This is a genomic window from Planococcus sp. RAB007_Raresut (genome assembly GCF_057369535.1).
In genome coordinates, this window is the sequence record NZ_JBXYIF010000071.1 from 1 (window position 1) to 300 (window position 300).

1 protein-coding gene is annotated in these 300 nt (G+C 42.3%); it reads left to right on the forward strand.

The window, feature by feature from the left end; genetic code table 11:
- Window positions 1-29: 29 nt before the first annotated feature.
- The coding region (locus AC2Q9J_RS17795) for a PGAP1-like alpha/beta domain-containing protein (protein ID WP_499041998.1) at window positions 30-300 on the forward strand (271 nt) is incomplete at its 3' end.

Genomic DNA, 300 nt, shown 5'->3' on the forward strand with positions numbered 1-300 from the left:
GTAAGCAGAACCTATGCCAATGGGTTCACATGGTTGAAAATTTGGTCTGTATTGGCTCACCGCATCATGGTGCAGTACTTGAACGTTTTGGTTTCATTCTGCAAGATAAACTCGGTGCATTTCCATTTATTAGCCTTATCGGTCAATTGGTCAATATTCGCAGTAATGGTATTTTAGATTTACGTCACGGTAGCGTACGTGATGATGACTGGGAACATAATGATGCACGGATTGGTTTTGAAGATGACAATCGTAAGCCAGCACCATTACCATCACATATCAACACCTTCCTCATCGCCG